This window comes from Thalassospira sp. GB04J01, assembly GCF_000751115.1.
GTDB lineage: Bacteria > Pseudomonadota > Alphaproteobacteria > Rhodospirillales > Thalassospiraceae > Thalassospira > Thalassospira lucentensis.
In genome coordinates this window covers 49,911-64,242 of record NZ_CCDX020000005.1, presented here as the reverse complement: position 1 = coordinate 64,242, position 14,332 = coordinate 49,911, and the positions used below count along the sequence as shown (strand labels likewise).

Here is a 14,332-nt window from a genome sequence, read left to right as displayed (position 1 = left end):
CCCCCCCTAGTAATGAACTTTGCGTTCGATGAAGCGGAACTGGAACACGGTCAAAACACTGACCATGATCATCAGCAAGACCGACTGGGCCGAACTGCCGCCCAAGTCCGCACCAAGGAACCCGTCGACATAGACCTTGTAGACAAGCGTTGCGGTCGCCCCGCCGGGCGATCCTTTGGTCGATACGTCAATGATGCCGAACGTTTCAAAGAAGGCGTACGTCAGATTGATCACCAGCAAGAAGAAGGTGGTTGGCGCCAGTAATGGGAACGTAATTGTCCAGAACCGGCGTTCCGGGCTTTTGCAATCAAGTGTGGCTGCTTCCTGCACGGATTTGGGAATGCCCTGAAGCCCGGACAGGAAAAAGATGAAGTTCACGCTGACCTGTTTCCAGACGGCAATCAGAATGACGACAAATGCTGCGTCATTGGCATTCTCGATATGATTGAACTCAAAGCCAAAGCTGTTGAACGCCATATAAAGGTCCCCCATCAGGGGATTAAACAGCATGTTACCCAGCAAGCCGGCCACCGGTGGTGCAATCGCATAGCCCCACATCAAAAGGGTTTTGTATGATTTGGCACCGCGCACAACTTCGTCGGCGCGTACCGCCAAAAACAAGGAAATTGCGATTGATAAGACCGAGACAAGAACGGAAAAGACGACCGTAAAAATGGCCGACCGCGTCCATGAGCTGCTCGACAGGACGTCTTCAAAATTTCTGAACCAGACAAACTGCGAAGACATGCCAAACGCGTCTTCAAGCAGGAATGACTGATACACAGCCTGGGCCGCAGGCCACAGGAAGAATATGGAAATAATCAGAATTTGGGGTGCAACAAAAAGATAGGGCACCGCGCTATGTTCAAATTGTACGCGATTCATCGCCTACGCCACCTTCAAGCAAGTCCGGAAAATGCAAAACAGGGCGACCAACAAGGGCCGCCCCGCATTTGCGAAAAGTAGATTAGTTCGAATAGGTGTCGTTGAAACGCTTCAGAAGACCGTTTGCTTCTTCTTCAATCGTTGCAAAGGCTGCATCGATGGTTTCTTCACCGTTCATCATCTTGTCGACTTCGCGGTAAATAACTTCACGGATCTGAACATAGAAACCAAGGCGATAGCCTTTGGTCCACTCACCACCTTCTTCCGAAAGCTGCTGAATGCCAACTTCTGCATCCGGGCTTTCCGTGTAGTAGCCGTCTTTTTTCGCCAACTCATAAGCAGCGTTGGTGATCGGAACGTAACCGGTTTCTTTGTGCCAGTAGTACTGGGTTTCCGGTTTGGTCAGGAATTTAAAGAACTCAGCAACGCCGGCATCCTGTTCGGCACTATGACCGGCAAAGGCAAACAGTGCTGCACCACCGATAAAGGTGGATTTCGGCGCGTCGCCGACACCTTTCCAGTATGGAAGGGTCGAAGTACCAAAATCAAACTGTGCGGATTTGCGCAAACCACCGAATGAGCCGGAAGAACCGATCCACATTGCGACCTGCTGCTGAACGAACGCATCCTGGTTCGCACCCCATGCACGACCGTAGTAGCCGTAGTAGCCAGCATCTTTCCAATCCTTGACGTGCTGCCAGTGATCTTTGAGCGCGTCATTATTGTAAAGGACTTTGGCATCGGTGCTGTCGTAACCGTTGTTGGCGGTTGCCATCTGCAGGTTATGACGCGACATGAAGTTCTCAAAGAAAATCCATGGGCTGTGCGACTGCGCAAGGGCGGTATAACCGGCTTCTTTGAGCTTCGGTGCAGCCGCTTCGAATTCCTGCCAGGTTTTCGGAACATCTACGCCCGCTTTGGCCAACGCATCTTTGTTGTAATACAGAAGCGGGGTCGAGCTGTTGAACGGCATGCCGATCATTTTGCCGTCTGAATCGGCAAAGAAGTAACGCACACCCGGGATGTAGTCGTTGATGTCGAATTTGACATTGTTGGCTTCAAGCAGATCCTGAACTGGCTTAACCGCGCCCTTTGCATTGATGATGGTAGCGGCACCGGCATCAAAGATCTGGATGATGTTTGGCTGGTTTTTCGCGCGGAACGCTGCGATGCCAGCCGTCATGGTGTCTTCGTAACCGCCCTTGTTGACAGCCACGAGATGGTATTCATCCTGGCTTGCGTTGAAGTCTGCGGTGATCTGATCAACCACGCCACCAAGTGCCCCATCCATTGCGTGCCACCAGGTGATCTCGGTTGCGGCCTGTGCGGTGTTGCCAAGGGCAAACACTGCGGCAGCTGCCATTAGAGTTTTGCGAAACATGATTTGTTAGCTCCCAAATAAAAATACGTCTGCGTCAAACCGCCTGTTGTTCGGTTGAGCGCAACACGTCTTTTTTCTGTCGAGAACCGCATTTCCTCAAGTGACAGTTTTCGGAAATTTACTTTTTGAACTTATAAATACGCAATAATGACTATTTAACAGGGGTATTCTGCACGATATCCATAAACTAAAATGTTCAAGTGAACAGACATCAGAGCCATTTAGGTGTCCTTGATCACGAATACTTTGCCTTGAAACCAATACGGGTGAAGATATTTTATCGTTTTATATTTGATGCTTATGTTAAAAAACTATGACTCTGCAACATTGTAGAAACATACGCAGTGACGGCAAACAACAACTTGAACGTAAAGAAGGGCGGCAAATCTGCCGCCCTTCCAATAGTTTCATTTGTGAACATTAAGTGCGTTAAATGATCATGACGTCTTGTCGCGCTGCACAAACACCGACAGCAACGCAAGCCCGCCAGACACCACCATCAGCAACAACGACAATGCATTCAACACCGGCGTCGACCCTTGTTTTAACCGGTCAAACATCGCGATTGTCAGAGGGGCATCCGACCCCACCAGCATCAAGGTCGTGTTGAAATTCTCAAACGACATTAAGAACGCAACGATACCTGCCCCCACCAAGGCGGGTTTCAGGAACGGAATGGTCACTGTCCAAAGGGCTGCACGCCGGGACGCGCCAAGATTTAAGGCCGCCTCTTCGAGGCTGACGTCAAATTTGCGCAGGCGGGCTGAGATCACCAAGGTCGTGATCGTTGTGATAAAGGCAAACTGGCCAATAATCACAAGGAACAGCCCCGGACGCAGGAATTCAAGATCCCATCCAATAGCCTCCTCTACGCCATTGGCAATGGCATTGGAAAAGACAAGTATCGAGATGCCGAGAATAACCCCGGGAATGACCAGCGGTGACAGCGAAACAATATACAGCAGGTTCTTGCCCGGAAACTGGCTGCGTTCAAACAGGAACGCATTACATGTACCAACCGTGACCGACAGAACAGTCACCCAAAAGGCCACAAAGGCAGAGACACCAATACTTTCAAGCAACTTACTGTCGTTGAAAATCCCGATATACGGCCCTTCGGTTCCAAAGAACCATGCAAGTGTGGCTCCTTCCCATGGCATAGATGGGAACAGGCTATCATTAAACGCAAAAACACCAACAACAATCAGCGGTGCACTGAGATAGATGAAAAATAGGGTGATATAGCCCGAATAAAGACCCTTATAGAATTTGGGCTGCGGAATACTTGGAATCATGATGCGCCCCTAGCCCACGGTTTCTGAAAGTGTCTGTTTGCTGAGCTTCAACCCGACCCAGACAATCAATGAGGAAAGCACCAGCAACAAGAAGCCAAAGGCAGAACCCGATTCCCAGTTAAAGCGCGTGATGAACTGGGTGTAAATTTGCTCGGTGAACCACAGACTGTCTTTCCCGCCCAAAAGGTTCGGTGTCAGGTAATTGCCCAACGTCAACATAAAGACAACGATACAGCCCGATGCAATACCGGGCATTGCATGTGGGATGACGATGTCGCGGGTGACCGTAAAGCCATTGCCGCCAAGGTCATATCCCGCCTCGATCAGGCTATCATCGAGACTGTCGAGGACCGACACCAGCGGCACGATCATAAACAGCATGGATGTGTAAACCAGACCGACCATAATCGTCGCATCATTATACAGCATTTCAACCGGCCCATCGGCAATTCCGGACCACTGCAAGAAGTTGCTGACCACACCGCTTTCACGCAGCAGGATCATCCAACCGAATGTCCGGACAAGTTCTGACACCCAGAACGGAATCAAACACAGCAGGAACAAGACGTTCTTGCCTTTTCCCCGCATGAATTTTGCAATGTAGTAGGATACTGGAAAGCCGATTACCAACGTCAAAAAGGTCGCAAAGATCGACATGACGGCGGTGCGAACGTAGGTATTCCAATACAGCGGCTCTGAGAAGAACTCGATATAATTGATCAGGCTGAACTCGTATTTTCCATACGAAATGCGTTCGCGCATCGACACCAGAAACAAGTCGATGTGCGGCAGAACCACCAGCAGGAACAACCATAACAGCAACGGGAATGCTAATAATAGCAACCCAAAGCGAAATGTGCCGCCTCCTTTCACAGAAGTGCCATTGCTCATGCCGTTGCTCCACCATCTGACGCGGCAAAGCATCTGGTCTGCTCAAAGCTCCAGGACAGATTGATGTTATCGCCAGCCTTGACCGATGCGAACGCACCGGTTTGCGGCAATGCGACGGTCATCTCGTGACCTGTGGTGGTTTCGCGGACCTGAAGACTGCTGGCAGCACCATTAAACAGCACGTTCTCAACCTTGGCCGACAGAGTGTTATCAACCGCCCCTTCGCCGTCAATGGCGATGGCCTCAGGGCGGACAAAGACGTCAACCGCCTGCCCGTCTTTCAGGGCCGCATTCGCGTCGCGCTTGGCGACAACCTTGCCTCCAGCCGCCAGATTGATTTCGACTTGATGGTCATTCCCGCCACCGACAACACCGTGCCATCGGTTGCTTTCCCCAACAAATCCGGCAACAAACGCCGTTTGCGGATTGTAATAAAGATCTTGTGGCACACCGACCTGCTCAAACCGGCCCGCATTCATCACGGCAACCTGATCAGACATCACAAGTGCTTCGGACTGATCATGGGTGATGTAGACAAAGGTGGTGCCTATTTCGTGCTGCAATTGCTTGAGCTCAACCTTCATATGTTCACGAAGCTTTAAATCAAGTGCGCCAAGCGGTTCATCAAGCAACAGCACCGCAGGATCAAGCACAAGACAGCGCGCAATCGCAATACGCTGTTTCTGCCCCCCTGAAAGCTGGCTGATCTGTTTTGGACCGGAATCGGGCAACCCTACGCGTGCCAGTGTCTCATTGACCTTTTGCGCGATGGTGGCCTTGTTTACGCCGCGACGCTTTAAACCGTACGCCACGTTTTCCGCCACATTCATCATCGGAAACAGAGCCAGATGCTGGAAAACCATATTCACCGGGCGACGGTTTGGTGGAACGCCCAAAACCGATGCCCCCTTAATCAGAATATCGCCCGATGTCGGTGCCTGAAAACCGGCAAGCATTCGAAGCAACGTGGTTTTCCCACAGCCACTTGGTCCAAGAATGGAAAAGAACGACCCCTTGGGAATGGCAAGCGAGATGTCATCCACAGCAGTAAAGTCGTCAAATTTTTTGACCACATTGCGGCATTCAAGGTCAAACTGATCAGCCATGGGAGCCCTGTTCTCGTTATATTTTTTAATGAAATAACCATGACGGCAATTGCCATCGTAAAAAGCAGAATGTCCCCGGCATAAACCCATGCCGGGGACCAGAATATTGGCGTCGTCTCGGGTCTTAGTTCGACTGTGCGGCTTTCACACGATCAAGCGTCTTGCCTTCAAGCACTTCCAGACCCGCCGGAACGGTCGGATACCACTTGATGTTATCAAGGTCTTTTGCCGGGAAGCTGCCCTGGAACTGAGCTTTGAGCTTGTCATCAGCAAACTCGTCAGCTCCTTTGGACGCGGTGAAGTTGCCGACATCCGCCGTAATCATTGCGGCAATTTCTGGCTGCATCACAAAGTTGATCCACTTGTAAGCGGCATCTTCGTTCTTGGTTTTGCTCGGCAGAACAAAGGTATCGATCCAGCCAAGGGCACCCGATTTCGGGGCGACAAAGGTGATATCGGCATTGTCGTTGTTCAATTTCCACCCACCGGTATCCCAGGCCATGGCGGCAACAACTTCACCAGAACGCACAAGGTTCAGCAGCGCATCGTTGCCTTCCCAATAGGTTTTGACGTTTGATTTGCAATCGATCAGTTTGGCTTCAACCGCATCAAGGATTTCCTGATACTTTGCTTCGTCGCCGTAGGCCGCAAACGGATCAAGACCCATCGCGTAGGCGAACCCGATCAAGGTTGGACGTTTCAGGCGATAGGAAACCTTGCCCGCAAGATCATCCGCACAAAGATCGGTGTAATCGGCAACGTTTGCAGCCTTGGCTTTATCAACAATCAAACCGCTGGTGCCCCAAACGTGAGGCACGCCGTAGACTTCCCCATCAACCGTTGTGTTGGTCTTGGTCGCAGCAAGCATGGACGGAATGAATTTCGCGCTGTCGACTTTCGACAGGTCTATTGGTTTATAGATGCCGTATTCAAGTTGCGCGCCAGCAATACGATCCTGTGAAGGCTGCGCAAGGTCAAAGCCCCCGCCACCGGTGGCGCGAAGTTTGGAAATCATGTCTTCGTTGTTTGACAACGTCACTTCAACATCGATGCCAGTTTCTTTTTCAAATGCCTCGATGACGTCATCGGGGGCATAGCCACCCCAAGTCAGAAGACGAAGTTCATCAGCCTGTGCAGCCGAAACAAGAGAAACCATTCCTGCAATTGCCGTAAGGCCGAGCAAGGAACCACGCAATGCGCCGTGTTTTTTAGACATTTTGAACCCTCTAAATGAACGTGATGGCATTTCCCTGAACCCGGAGCACACCCTTTTTAGGCTTGGCGACATCCAGGCGGGGGCATTATCGCAAACTCATTTGTTGATACGAAAGGAAAAATGAACTTTTTTCTTTCCTTTGAACACCTCGAATTCATTTTTGCGCCATGCGTCCATCAAGGGCAAGTTAAAGTTCTGCAACAGTTTTTCCGCCGCAACGCAACATTTCAGCCCACTCTAAGGCCCTTCCAAAAGCAAAGGGGTGCCGCATGCGACACCCCTTCTTGCTCTTACCACCAGAACGCGGTCGGTTATTCGTCCGCGCTATATTCCGCCGGGCAATCGACCTTGGCAAAGGCCTTGCCGTTACCATTAAACAGATGCGCAGCCCCTGCCGATGCGGATGCTGTGACGGTTTCACCGATCTTGACCCGGCTGTGGCCCGGTGCGCGTACCGTGACACGATCGCCATTGGCAAGTTTCAGATAAAGATAGGTCGAATCGCCCAGTTTTTCGACAACATCGACCTCGCCGTGGACTGTCAACTCACCCGTGTTGCCAAGAGAAAGATGTTCGGGACGAATGCCAAGCTCGACCTGATTACCAACCTCGTTCTGGTCAACATCAAACGGCAGAACGGACGGTGTGCCGCCCGGGATTGAAACGGTTACCTTGCCGGGTTCAACCTTGTCGATCCTGACATTGGTAAAGTTCATCGCCGGCGATCCAATGAAGCCTGCGACAAAGCGGGTCTGAGGATGATGATAAAGCTGCATCGGGGAGCCAACTTGCTCGACGTTACCACCATTCATCACAACGATCTTGTCAGCCAAGGTCATGGCTTCGACCTGATCGTGTGTGACATAGACAATGGTTGATTTCAGTTCCTGATGCAGCTTGGCGATTTCAAGGCGCGTCTGAACACGCAGGGCTGCATCAAGGTTTGAAAGCGGCTCGTCAAACAGGAACACCTTTGGCTGGCGCACAATGGCGCGGCCAATGGCAACGCGCTGACGCTGCCCACCCGAGAGTTCCGACGGACGACGGTCAAGCAACTGATCAAGTTGCAGGATACGGGCGGCTTCGCGCACGCGCGCATCAATTGCGGCCTTGTCCTGTTTGTCGAGTTTCAGGCCAAAGGCCATGTTCTTATACACCGTCATATGCGGATAGAGCGCATAGGACTGGAACACCATGGCAATGCCACGATCCCGCGGGCTTTTGGTATTTACCAGATCGCCGTCGATCATAAGATCGCCACTGGTGATATCTTCAAGCCCGGCAATGATGCGCAGCAAGGTTGATTTGCCGCAGCCGGACGGTCCGACAAAGACAACGAATTCACCATCTTTTACGTCCAGATCAATGCCGTGAAGCACATCAACAGCGCCATAGCTTTTGTGGATCTGGTCAAGTTTCAAGTCAGCCATTTATTCAAAGCTCCTGTCAGCCAACACTTATTTCACCGCGCCAGACGTAAGGCCGCGAATGAGTTGTCGGGAGAAAATCAGATAAAGGATCAGGATCGGAATGATCGCGAGGCTAAGTGACGCCAGAACTGCGTTCCAGTCCGTCACGTACTGCCCGATGAATTGCTGCACACCCAGCGTAATGGTCTGTTTGCCATCACCCGGTGCTAAGATCAGCGGGAACCAAAGATCGTTCCAGATCGGGATCATCGTAAACACAGCCACCGTCGCCACAGCCGGACGGATCAGCGGCAGGATAACCGCGAAGAAAATCTTGAATTCCCCGACCCCGTCACAGCGCGCGGCTTCTTTCAAATCCTTCGGAATTTGATGCATGAACTCAGTCAGGATAAAGATCGCCAAGGGCAATCCTTGGGCGACATACACCAGCACAAGTGCTGTCAGCGTATTTATCAATCCCAAATCAACAATCAGATTAAGGATCGATACCGAACCAAGGCGGATGGGCACCATGATCCCGATGGCAAGATACAGCGCAAGCACCGTATTGCCGGGAAACTTGTATTCCGACAACGCCCAGGCTGCCATCGCAGCAAGCAACAGGACAATCGCGATGGTGATAACCGTGACGGTGAAGCTGTTGTAGAAAAACACCTCGAAATTCGACTTGGCCAAAACCTTGGTAAAGCCTTCAAGGCTGAAGGTTTCCGCATTCGGAAATCCCATCGGATCGCGAAAAATGGCTTTGCGCGTTTTAAAAGCGTTAATCACCACCAGGAAAATCGGATACAGCGCGACCAGCGTGTAGGTCAGTAGAATACCATGCACGATGACAGCGCGGCTTGCGTCTTCTCTGCGTATGTTTTTGAAACTCATCATCGCCCCCGATTACAACTGATAGCGCGAAAGACGGCGCTGCACGGCGAACAAATAGAACAAAACACCCGCCAGAATGATCAGGAACATCAGTGATGCAACCGTCGCCCCAAGATGCGGATTGCCCAGCTGCAGCTGATAACCAAAGAACGTGCGATAGAACAACGTCCCCATGATATCGGTTGCAAAGTTTGGCCCCGCCAGCGCACCCTTTACGGCATAAATCAGGTCGAAAGCATTGAAATTACCAACAAATGTCAGGATCGAAACCATGGCAACCGTTGGGAAAACAAGCGGCAACTTGATGTGCCAGAACACTTCAAAATGGGTCGCGCCATCGACAACGGCGGCATCAACCAAATCATCGGGAATGGCAAGCAAGGCGGCATAAATCAGCATCAAGGGAATACCGACCCACTGCCAGACTGAAATGAATGACAGGGTAATCAGCGCACTTCCTTCTTTGCCAAGCCATGGGCCAAACAGCGATTTCAACCCGATGATATCAAGCAGGTCCGCACCCACCCCCCAAACGGGGCTTAGGATCAACTGCCAGATAAAACCGACAATCACCACGGACAACATTGTTGGCATGATCATCATCGTCCGATAGCTGTTGCGAAAACGCAGGCGCGGCAAACTTAAAATACCGGCAAGCGCAATCCCGATCGGGTTTTGGATCAACATGTGAACAGCAAAGAACTTCATATTGTTCCAGAAACTGTTCCAAAAGGTCGCCGCCCAGTCCGGGTCAGCCAGAACGGTGCGATAATTGTCTAGGCCGACAAAAGCCGCCTCGCCGCCACTTGGCGTCGCATAGAAGCTAAGACGGATGGAATCAAGTAGCGGATAGATCATAAACAATGTGTAGATGATCGTTGCTGGAGCCAGAAAGGCAATCACAGGCAATTTTGCCTTGCGCCAATCGGTCATGGGGCCGGAATGCGCCATACCCTGTCCTGTATTTCCAAGATTAAAAGGTTGAAGGCATTTTGCCTTCCAAATGTGCTGACCGCGCAATCATGCCCGGCGGTCAAAACAGTCTGGTCTAAGTGCGACCATGACTGAACGGGCAATAAAGCAAGGATGGCAGAAACCAGACGTTCCCGCCATCCTCTGAAGTCTTATTGATGCGGAGCGTACCACTTCGCCAGACCAGCTTCGGCTGCGCCAGCAGCTTCTTCTGGTGTAAGGGTGCCGTTGATCACCTGTGCAGAAAGGTTCCACAGATCATTTTCAAGATTCGGCGTGCCGCGCGACAGGATCTGATACGAGTTACGAATGGTCGACTCGCATTCTTGACGCCAGCTGACAAACTCGTTTGCAACCGGATCGGTAATTTCGACCTTGTGGTTGGACAACGAGAAGAAGCCCGGCAGTGCGTTAGAATAAAGTTCCGCGAACTCTGAGCCTGTCATCCACTCAAGGAAGATTTTGGCTTCTTCGGCATTTTTGGAATCCGCATTCAGACCCAGTGCAATGTCGGTATGGTCACTGATGTAACAGGTATCCTGACCCGCAGGTGCAGGCGGCGGGAATGCGCCGAATGCGAAATCAGCCTGATTGTTAAACAGCGAGATATCCCACGAACCTGCCGGATAAACGGCCGCACGACCCAGCGTGAAGAGGTTCTGCGCATCCGGATATGAAATGGCTTCATAGCCATCCGGAAGATAGTTCTTCCAGGTCGCAAGCTCGGTAAAGGTATCGACATATGGCTTGTCGGTGAATTTCGCGCTGCCGTCGATCAGGGCTTTACGGCCCGCTTCACCTTTCCAGTGGTTCGGACCAATGTTTTGGAAGCCCATGGTTGCAGCTTCCCACTGGTCGGCCGTTCCCATTGCCATTGGAATGTAGCTGCCCTCTTCCTTGATTTTATCAAGGGCGGCATAGAATTCTTCGCTGGTTTGCGGAACTTCAACGCCAACTTCTTCAAAGGCTTCTTTGTTATAGATAAAGCCATGAATAACCGATGCCATCGGCAAGCAGAAGGTCGCTGATCCGTCATCCGTCTGCCATGCCGATTTGGCAACGTCAGAGAAGTTGTCGATTCCCTTAAGGTCGTCAAGAGCAGTAAGGTTACCCTGCTTGTAAAGCTCAAGCGACGCATCAAATGGACGGCAGGTAATCAGATCACCCGCAGTACCACCGGCCAACTTGGCATTGACCGAAGCGTTGTATTCAGTCGGCGGGGTCGGTGTGAAGGACACTTTAATGTCCGGGTGTTGCTCATTGAATGCCGGAATGATCTTGTCGTTCCAGATATCAATATCATCGTTACGCCAGCTTTCGATAACAAGCTCGCCGGCCGATGCCACCATCGGAACCAGGGCGACACTTGCCGCCAGGGCCCCGGCCAGGCCTTTTGCTAAGACTTTATTCGACATTTATGCCTCCTCTGATCAATGTCGGCGGACCAGCACCCAAAAGATGTTAGTCCCGATACTCAAGTGCTGCCCGGAGATTTCCATTAGACAGTCCAAGAATTTCTTTTGCCCGTGCGATACTATGGCCCTTGGCCACCAGAACGGCGGTGCGAATATCAAAACCTGATTGTGTCAGCGCGTCTTTGGCGCGCGCACCATCACAAGATGCGATGTGCGCAACAATGCGGATGGCGCGCTCATGCAGTTTGATGTTTTCTGCGCGCATGCCAACCATCAGGTTATCAAACAATCGACCAAGCTTGTTCATGACAAGGGTCGAAAGGATATTAAGCGCGGCCTTTTGTGCCGTCCCTGCCCCCATGCGGGTTGAACCGGCAACAACTTCAGGCGCACTATCAAGGAAAATGCCACTGTCGGCGATGTCGATCAATTTGCCATCCGGATTATTGCAAATGGCAACGGTGAAGGCGCCGCGTTCACGCGCCAGCTCAACCGCACGCACGGTATAGGGCGTCGATCCACTGGCTGCGATGGCGATCACGGCATCGTTTTCGCCGATCTCATGTTGATGGATTTCGCGCGCAGCAAGATCAACGTCGTCTTCCGCACCGTTAAATTCATTCGGCGCGCTTTGCAACCCGCCTGCCAGCATGACAATGGTATGCTCTTCGGGCCAACCGAAGGTTCCGCCAAGTTCCTTGGCGTCCTGCCATGCAACAGTACCAGATGTGCCTGCCCCGACATAAACGAGACGCCCGCCGCCCCCCAGGCGACGCGCTATCCCGTTTGCGGCTGTCGCCAAATCCGTAAGGACTGGACCAACCGAGGCCACAGCACGCATCTGGCCTTCCCACAAGGCCATAAGGAAATCGGCGTCGGACCATTGATCCAACCCGGCAAATCGCAAATCAAATTCTTCGGTGCGTGATGCCATTTTTCCGTCTCCCTCTCCAAATTAAATACCATTGTGATACCAGCGACGCAAGATACTTCGTAAATATTTTATGCGACGACACTGCATAGAGGCATATATTTAATATAATTCAATTTTTTATGAGGATTTTTAAATCTCTCGCTACATATTCTACGTGTATCTACGGATTCCAAAGACAGACCATTCACATCTACAGTGGCGTTATATTGGTATTGATTTTTAAGATACCACTCTGGTATGGTTCGGACAGCAACAAGAAGACGGTTACACAAACAATGCAAAACGAACGGCTTTATCTTGGTATTGATGGCGGCGGCACCCGCTGTCGCGCGCGCATTGTAAATGCGTCCGGCGATATACTGGGAGAAGCTGTTTCTGGTGGAGCCAATACCCGACTTGGCATGGACCACGTCTTTGGTGAAATTGTCGCGGCCGCCTCCCTTGCGCTTGAAAAAGCAGGCATGGATGACTCTAGACTGGGCGATCTTCATGCTGGGTTAGGACTGGCCGGGCTTCCACTTGAACGTGAACGTAAACTTGCCCATGCCTATCCTCATCCTTTCGCCAGCATATGTTTTGCCACTGATGCCTATACGGCCTGCCTTGGCGCCCATGATGGTGCAGATGGCGCAATCCTGATTGTCGGAACAGGTACCTGTGGTCAGGCAATCGTCGGCAACCGGGAGCTGTCGGTCGCGGGCTGGGGGTTCGAGGTTTCCGATATCGGAAGTGGCGCACGCATTGGCCGTGCCGCGATCGAAACAGCCCTACTCGCCCATGATGGATTGACCAGTCAAACCGATCTGACAAAACAGGTTATGGGGAAATTTAACCACAACCCCGAAGATATCGTCGCCTTTGCCGAAACGGCACGTCCGGCCGACTATGGCAGTTTCTGTCCACTGGTGTTTGACGCCGAAGCAAAGGGTGACGCTGCGGCTGGCGCGATCATTGATATCGCGGTTCAGGCGAATTTGCAGATTTTGCGCAAACTGACGGCGTTTGGCGCTTCGCAGATCACTCTTATGGGCGGACTGGCCGATCAAATGGCCAGCCGCATGCCCCGCGACATTGCGGATCAACTGGTTTCGGCCAAGCACGATGCAATGCATGGCGCAATTCTGATGGCCAAACAACGTGAAAGAACGGCGGCATGATCACAACCCCGGACATTATTGAGAACCTGCGCACGCGCGACATCGAAAACACTGGAAATGGGCCGCTTTATCGCCGCCTTCAATCCGCACTTAAGGCCGTGATTGATGATGGGGTTTTGCAAGTTGATGATGCGCTGCCAAGCGAGCGTGACCTTGCCAACGAACTGGGCATTTCGCGTGTCACGGTACGTAACGCCATGCGTTCATTGGTCGATGAAGGCGTTCTGGTTCAGCGCCATGGCGCGGGCACGTTCGTAGCCCCGCGTGTTGAACAGGCGCTTTCACGTCTGACATCCTTTACCGAAGACATGATCACACGTGGCATGGATCCGGGGGCGATTTGGCTTGAAAAAACAATTGGTCACGCATCCCCGGAAGAAGCCATGGCTCTGAATTTGTCCCCTGGCACCGAAGTCACGCGCTTGCGCCGTCTGCGTACCGCCAACGACAAGCCAATGGCACTGGAATATGCGGTCATTCCGCGCGCATTTTTGCCAAGTCCTGATGAAGTGGACAAATCACTTTATGACGCGCTGGCAAAATACAACAAGAAACCCGAACGCGCCCTGCAGCGCCTTCGGGCTGAACTTTTTGATGGTGAAACCGCAAAAATTCTGGGTGTGCCGGACGGCAGTGCAGCACTTTATATCGAACGCCGCTCGTTCCTTGCCAATGGGACACCAGTCGAATTCACACGGTCCTACTACCGTGGTGATAGTTATGACTTTATCGCAGAAATGCAGGTAGATGCCCGCTGATCAAAAGATCGGGCAC

Annotated in this window: 13 protein-coding genes; 2 read left to right on the top strand and 11 right to left on the bottom strand. The window is 51.8% G+C overall.

Annotation, left to right across the window (positions count from 1 at the left end):
• Positions 1–6: 6 nt before the first annotated feature.
• The 11 genes from AMM48_RS01790 to AMM48_RS01740 all read right to left on the bottom strand — a co-directional run bounded on the left by AMM48_RS01790 (position 7) and on the right by AMM48_RS01740 (position 12,401).
• Positions 7–885 (bottom strand): ABC transporter permease subunit, encoded by an 879-nt coding sequence (locus tag AMM48_RS01790; protein WP_102782700.1) that lies wholly within the window; start codon positions 883–885, stop codon positions 7–9.
• Positions 886–967: 82 nt separating this feature from the next.
• Positions 968–2,266, bottom strand: coding sequence for an extracellular solute-binding protein (locus AMM48_RS01785; protein ID WP_102782699.1), 1,299 nt, complete (start codon positions 2,264–2,266; stop codon positions 968–970).
• Between the two features lie 437 nt (positions 2,267–2,703).
• A complete protein-coding gene (locus AMM48_RS01780; protein WP_102782698.1) occupies positions 2,704–3,561 on the bottom strand; it encodes an ABC transporter permease in 858 nt (285 codons plus the stop codon).
• Between the two features lie 9 nt (positions 3,562–3,570).
• Positions 3,571–4,452 (bottom strand): ABC transporter permease, encoded by an 882-nt coding sequence (locus tag AMM48_RS01775; protein ID WP_102782697.1) that lies wholly within the window; start codon positions 4,450–4,452, stop codon positions 3,571–3,573.
• Positions 4,449–5,558: an ABC transporter ATP-binding protein gene (locus AMM48_RS01770; protein WP_102782696.1), complete on the bottom strand. Its 1,110-nt coding sequence runs from the start codon at positions 5,556–5,558 to the stop codon at positions 4,449–4,451. The genes AMM48_RS01775 and AMM48_RS01770 overlap by 4 nt, the downstream gene beginning before the upstream one ends.
• 124 nt (positions 5,559–5,682) lie before the next feature.
• Entirely contained in the window at positions 5,683–6,774 is a 1,092-nt protein-coding gene (locus tag AMM48_RS01765) for an extracellular solute-binding protein (protein WP_102782695.1), read from the bottom strand.
• 311 nt (positions 6,775–7,085) lie between these two features.
• A complete protein-coding gene (ugpC, locus tag AMM48_RS01760; RefSeq protein WP_102782694.1) occupies positions 7,086–8,204 on the bottom strand; it encodes a sn-glycerol-3-phosphate ABC transporter ATP-binding protein UgpC in 1,119 nt (372 codons plus the stop codon).
• 27 nt (positions 8,205–8,231) lie between these two features.
• A complete protein-coding gene (locus AMM48_RS01755; RefSeq protein WP_022730794.1) occupies positions 8,232–9,080 on the bottom strand; it encodes a carbohydrate ABC transporter permease in 849 nt (282 codons plus the stop codon).
• Positions 9,081–9,092: 12 nt separating this feature from the next.
• Complete coding sequence (locus tag AMM48_RS01750) at positions 9,093–10,031, bottom strand: sugar ABC transporter permease (RefSeq protein WP_102782693.1); 939 nt, start codon at positions 10,029–10,031, stop codon at positions 9,093–9,095.
• A 173-nt stretch (positions 10,032–10,204) separates the two neighbouring features.
• A complete protein-coding gene (locus AMM48_RS01745) occupies positions 10,205–11,467 on the bottom strand; it encodes an ABC transporter substrate-binding protein (protein ID WP_102782692.1) in 1,263 nt (420 codons plus the stop codon).
• A gap of 46 nt (positions 11,468–11,513) precedes the next feature.
• Positions 11,514–12,401 carry an N-acetylmuramic acid 6-phosphate etherase gene (locus tag AMM48_RS01740; RefSeq protein WP_102782691.1) on the bottom strand — a complete coding sequence of 296 codons (888 nt, stop codon included), beginning with the start codon at positions 12,399–12,401 and terminating at the stop codon, positions 11,514–11,516.
• 275 nt (positions 12,402–12,676) lie between these two features.
• Between AMM48_RS01740 and AMM48_RS01735 the strand changes: the two genes are divergently transcribed.
• Positions 12,677–13,558 (top strand): BadF/BadG/BcrA/BcrD ATPase family protein, encoded by an 882-nt coding sequence (locus tag AMM48_RS01735; protein WP_102782690.1) that lies wholly within the window; start codon positions 12,677–12,679, stop codon positions 13,556–13,558.
• Complete coding sequence (locus AMM48_RS01730) at positions 13,555–14,316, top strand: GntR family transcriptional regulator (RefSeq protein WP_102782689.1); 762 nt, start codon at positions 13,555–13,557, stop codon at positions 14,314–14,316. Before AMM48_RS01735 ends, AMM48_RS01730 begins: the two co-directional genes overlap by 4 nt.
• Positions 14,317–14,332 lie beyond the last annotated feature (16 nt).